This is a genomic window from Microcystis sp. M53598_WE2, assembly GCF_030067735.1.
Classification (GTDB): domain Bacteria; phylum Cyanobacteriota; class Cyanobacteriia; order Cyanobacteriales; family Microcystaceae; genus Microcystis; species Microcystis aeruginosa.
Genome location: NZ_JASJFE010000580.1, coordinates 1 through 4541, shown reverse-complemented (window position 1 = coordinate 4541; position 4541 = coordinate 1). Strand labels below are relative to the sequence as shown.

Annotated in this window: 6 protein-coding genes; 4 read left to right on the top strand and 2 right to left on the bottom strand. The window is 41.0% G+C overall.

From position 1 onward, the window contains the following. Both PX636_RS22690 and PX636_RS11775 read right to left on the bottom strand, forming a co-directional pair. Window positions 1–92: WD40 repeat domain-containing protein (locus PX636_RS22690; RefSeq protein WP_353853476.1), on the bottom strand; the 92-nt coding region annotated here is incomplete at its 3' end. Between the two features lie 111 nt (window positions 93–203). After that, window positions 204–443, bottom strand: a complete 240-nt coding sequence (locus tag PX636_RS11775) for a DUF433 domain-containing protein (protein ID WP_288117300.1) — start codon at window positions 441–443, stop codon at window positions 204–206. A gap of 204 nt (window positions 444–647) precedes the next feature. Here PX636_RS11775 and PX636_RS11770 point away from each other — a divergent pair, with 204 nt between their 5' ends. From PX636_RS11770 to PX636_RS11755, 4 genes are read left to right on the top strand one after another with little or no spacing between them, the layout of a single operon-like run. Beyond that, window positions 648–2381 carry a peptide ABC transporter substrate-binding protein gene (locus PX636_RS11770; protein WP_288117299.1) on the top strand — a complete coding sequence of 578 codons (1734 nt, stop codon included), beginning with the start codon at window positions 648–650 and terminating at the stop codon, window positions 2379–2381. Further along, a complete protein-coding gene (locus tag PX636_RS11765; protein ID WP_002799050.1) occupies window positions 2382–3338 on the top strand; it encodes an ABC transporter permease in 957 nt (318 codons plus the stop codon). It begins immediately after the preceding gene. Between the two features lie 2 nt (window positions 3339–3340). Next, a complete protein-coding gene (locus PX636_RS11760; protein ID WP_002799051.1) occupies window positions 3341–3703 on the top strand; it encodes a VOC family protein in 363 nt (120 codons plus the stop codon). Between the two features lie 18 nt (window positions 3704–3721). Further along, window positions 3722–4450, top strand: a complete 729-nt coding sequence (locus PX636_RS11755; protein WP_002799052.1) for a cytochrome c biogenesis protein CcdA — start codon at window positions 3722–3724, stop codon at window positions 4448–4450. Window positions 4451–4541 lie beyond the last annotated feature (91 nt).

Here is a 4541-nt window from a genome sequence, read left to right as displayed (position 1 = left end):
TCTTCACTGCCACTGACAATCCACTTGCCATCAGGGCTAAATACCAAAGATTTAACAGCGCCGTTATGATGGAACGGTTGGCTTACAGCAATTTTGTAGGGTGCGTTAGGCGGTGATAAGCTTGGAATGAAAAAACAAAATTAGTAATCCGCCGTAACGCACCAGTTAAGTATTATCAAAGTTCTCATCAACCAGAAGCTTGATCATGCTTGCCGCGCTGCTTTACGCGCAAGAAAGCGATCTCGCAATCCCTGGGGGTCAAATCTCCCTTGATTGATTACCCGAATCTCCTGTGCTTGCTGTTGTCGCTGTTGCAAGTAGGATTCTACTTCCGATTGGTGCTTGAGGTAAAAAGCGATCGTGGCGTAAACGTCAGCTAGGTTTAGTGATGGGTAACGATTAACGATTTCCTCTGCTGTCGCACCCTGATGAAATAAGGTCATAAGCATTTTCGTTGCCGTGCCTAAGATTTTATTGTCTAGTACAGCATCGCTACCATAGCACGATCGATTTAACTTGACTAGGAATGGATAAAGGCAAATAATCAATTAATCGATCGAGATCAAGACTCAATGTCTGATAACTTGTTATTGGTGGGGTAGGGAATCACCTAAGTCACCCTGTTGAATTATTGATTGTCATTAAAAATGTTTAAGCGATCGCTTTTCTTGCCCCTGTTAATTTTATCCCTTAGTTGTACGCTGCTTTTTAGTGCTTGTCGTCAACAAACAGCTAATAATCCTCCAGCAACGACCAATAGTAACACAGAAACTTTAAAACTTTTATATTGGCAAGCGCCGACGATTTTAAATCCCCATCTCTCCACGGGATTTAAAGACTCAGAAGCGAGTCGCATTACCTTAGAACCTTTGGCTAGTTTCGATGAAAAAGGGGAATTAGTTCCTTTTTTAGCGGCAGAAATTCCTACTATTGAAAATGGGGGAGTTGCCCGGGATGGTAAATCGGTGACATGGAAGCTAAAAAAAGATATTAAATGGTCAGATGGTACTCCTTTTACTGCCAAAGATGTCATCGCTACCTATAATTTTATTACCAATCCGAAAACCGGTTCTACTAGCGCTGGCAATTATGAAATAGTTAAAAGTGTAGAAGCGATCGATCCCCATACGGTTAAAATAACTTTTAAGCAAGTTAATCCCGCTTGGTCATTAGTTTTTGTGGGAACAGAAGGGATGATTTTACCAGCACATCTCTATGAAAAGTATAGCAATGAAACGGCACGCCAGGCCCCCGCTAATTTATTACCGGTGGGAACGGGTCCCTATAAAGTGGTAGAATTTAAACCGGGAGATACGGCGGTTTATGAACCAAATTCTTTCTTTCGAGAAGCGGATAAATTAGGTTTTCAAAGAATAGAATTAAAAGGAGGAGGTGATGCCACTTCTGCGGCACGAGCGGTTTTACAGACACAGGAGGCGGATTATGCCTATAATTTGCAAGTAGAGGCTAAGGTTTTAAGTGATTTAGAAAAAGCGGGTCGGGGTCAGTTAATATCTAGTTTCGGTTCTTTGATTGAACGAGTTTTATTTAATCTGAGTGATCCTAATCAAGCTACTCCCGAAGGTGAGAGGTCTAGTATTAAGTTTCTCCATCCTTTTTTAAGTGATGTAAAAGTAAGACAAGCTTTATCTTTAGCCGTTGATAGAGATACTATTGCCACGCAACTTTATGGTATTACTGGGAAAACAACTCCCAATTTTATTGTGATGCCATCGGAATATAATTCGCCCAATACTCGCTATGAATTTAATCTAGAAAAGGCTAAGAAATTACTAGATGATGCGGGATGGAAAGATAGTAATGGTGATGGTACTAGGGATAAAAATGGGGTAGAAATGAAATTAGTTTTTCAAACTACCGTCAATCCTCTTCGTCAGAAAACCCAAGAAATTATCAAACAAAGTTTACAAGCGATCGGGGTAGGAGTAGAATTAAAAACTATTGATGCCAGTATTTTCTTTTCCAGCGATCCTGCTAACGATGACACGGTAGAAAAGTTTTATGCTGACCTACAAATGTACACTACAGGTAATAATAGTCCCGATCCGAAAGCCTATTTTAAAACCTTTACCTGTAGCGAAATTCCCCAAAAAGCTGATGGTTGGGCCGGGGATAATTATGCTCGTTATTGTAATCCTGAATACGATAAATTATGGCAAGCTTTTAGTCAAGAATTAAACGCAGAAAAACGGAGAGAAATAGCAATTAAAATGAATGATATGTTAATCAATAATTTTGTGATTATTCCCCTAGTTCATCGTGCCGATGTGGTGGCAATTAGCAATAGTTTGTCGGGGTTTAAATTAACTCCCTGGGATAGAAATACTTGGAACATCAAGGACTGGAAGCGTAGTAAATAAATGCTCAAATATTTTCTGAGAAGATTATTATTTTCGATTCCCACTCTTTTAGCTATTAGTATGGTGGTTTTTGGCATTTTGGCCCTAGCGCCGGGGGATCCGATGGGAGAATTTGCCGCTAATCCAGCTATTACGGAAGCGGTGCGAGAAAATATTCGCAAAAGTCTCGGATTAGATCAACCCCTTCCCGTGCGTTACGTCAAGTGGTTGTTAGCATTTCTTCAAGGAGATATGGGCTATTCTTTCACCAGTCGCAGCCCGGTTTTTACCCTCATTTGGCAGCGTTTACCCACAACTCTCTGGATTGTCGGTATTGCCTATATTTTCGGGGTTTTAATCGCTTTTCCTTTGGGCGTAATTTCGGCAGTCAAGCGCTATTCTTGGTTAGACAAAATTATCTCTACTTTTTCCCTACTTGGCTTTTCTTTACCCACCTTTGTGACGGGATTATTATTAATTATTATCTTTAGTGTGCAGTTAAACTGGCTACCATCTTTTTATAACAGTACCCTAGAAATTAGCGATTTTAATAGTTTGATCGAGCAGGTTAAACAGTCAATTATGCCCGTAACTGTATTAAGCTTATATCAAGGGGCGATGTTGATGCGTTTCGTGCGTTCTTCCGTAACTGAAGAAATTCACCAAGAGTACGTTAAAACTGCCTTAGCCAAGGGACTAACTAATTTTTCTGTCCTCACTAAGCATATAGTTCGCAATGCTTTAATTCCCGTTGTCACCCTGATTGCTCTTGATATTCCCTCAATTTTTACTGGAGCTTTAGTCACAGAACAAGTGTTTCGTGTGCCGGGGATCGGTGCTTTATTAATCGATTCTATTTCCCGCAGTGATACCCCCGTAGTGATGGCGATTACCTTTATCTATGGGATTTTAATTGTTATCTTTAACTTAATTGCCGATTTAACCTATAGTTGGCTCGATCCGCGAGTCAGATATTAACTATGAACATCATGCGATCCTTACACACGGGGATTTTAGTCACCGATCTAGAAAAAGCCGTTAACTTTTACGAAAATGTTCTAGGATTGACTAGAATCGATCGCCCTTTTCAATACGATGGGGTTTGGTATCAAGTGGGAGATTATCAAATTCATTTAATTGTCGATACCAATTACCAAAACTACCGTCCCAATCCCGAAAAATGGGGACGCAATCCTCATATTGCCTTCGCTATTGATGACGTGGCGGCCATGGGTAACTATCTAGAAAGTCAAGGTTATACAATTCAAATGAGTGCCTCGGGTAGAAAGGCCTTATTTGTCAGTGATCCCGATGGTAATATCCTAGAAATGAGCCAAATTTAGCCTGAAAAATTCCCCAATATGTTAGACCAATTACAGACTCAACTCTATCACCTTGAACAATACGCCGATCGCTTAGTAACTTCCCAACTAACTCACCTTAGTTTTGTCAGTATTGCCGTGATTTTTCTAGCCGGTTTACTCACCAGTCTTACCCCCTGTATGCTGTCGATGTTGCCGATTACCGTCGCTTATATCGGGGGTTACGAAAATCAAGGTCGTTTAGCGGCTTTTTGGCAGTCCACATGGTTTTCCCTGGGATTAGCCACCACCTTAGCGGGATTGGGACTAATTGCCGCTACTTTAGGAAAAGTCTATGGACAGGTGGGGATCGGTTTACCAATTATCGTCAGTGCGATCGCTATTTTGATGGGGTTAAACCTCTTGGAATTATTACCCCTGCGCTTCCCCTCCCTTGGCGCTACCGATTGGATTACCGGCGATTTTCCCCCGATTTTGCGGTCCTATCTTCTCGGTTTAACATTTGGTTTAATCGCCTCTCCTTGCAGTACACCTGTTCTAGCAACTCTATTGGCATGGGTGGCAAATACGGGAGATTTAAGCTTAGGAGGGGGATTATTGTTATCCTACACTGGCGGTTATGTTTTACCCCTAATTATCGTCGGTTCTTTTACTGCCTCGCTGAAAAGCTTTCTTTCTCTGCGTCAATGGTCCGGGTGGATTAATCCTGTCAGTGGGGTTTTATTAATCGGTTTTGGAGTTTTTTCTTTATTATCCCGTCTGCTGTGATGGTGGAGAGTTATGATAGATAATTGGCTAGAATTGCAAAACTTTTAACTATGACTATATCGGAAACTTCCTCAAATTTAAAGAATACACC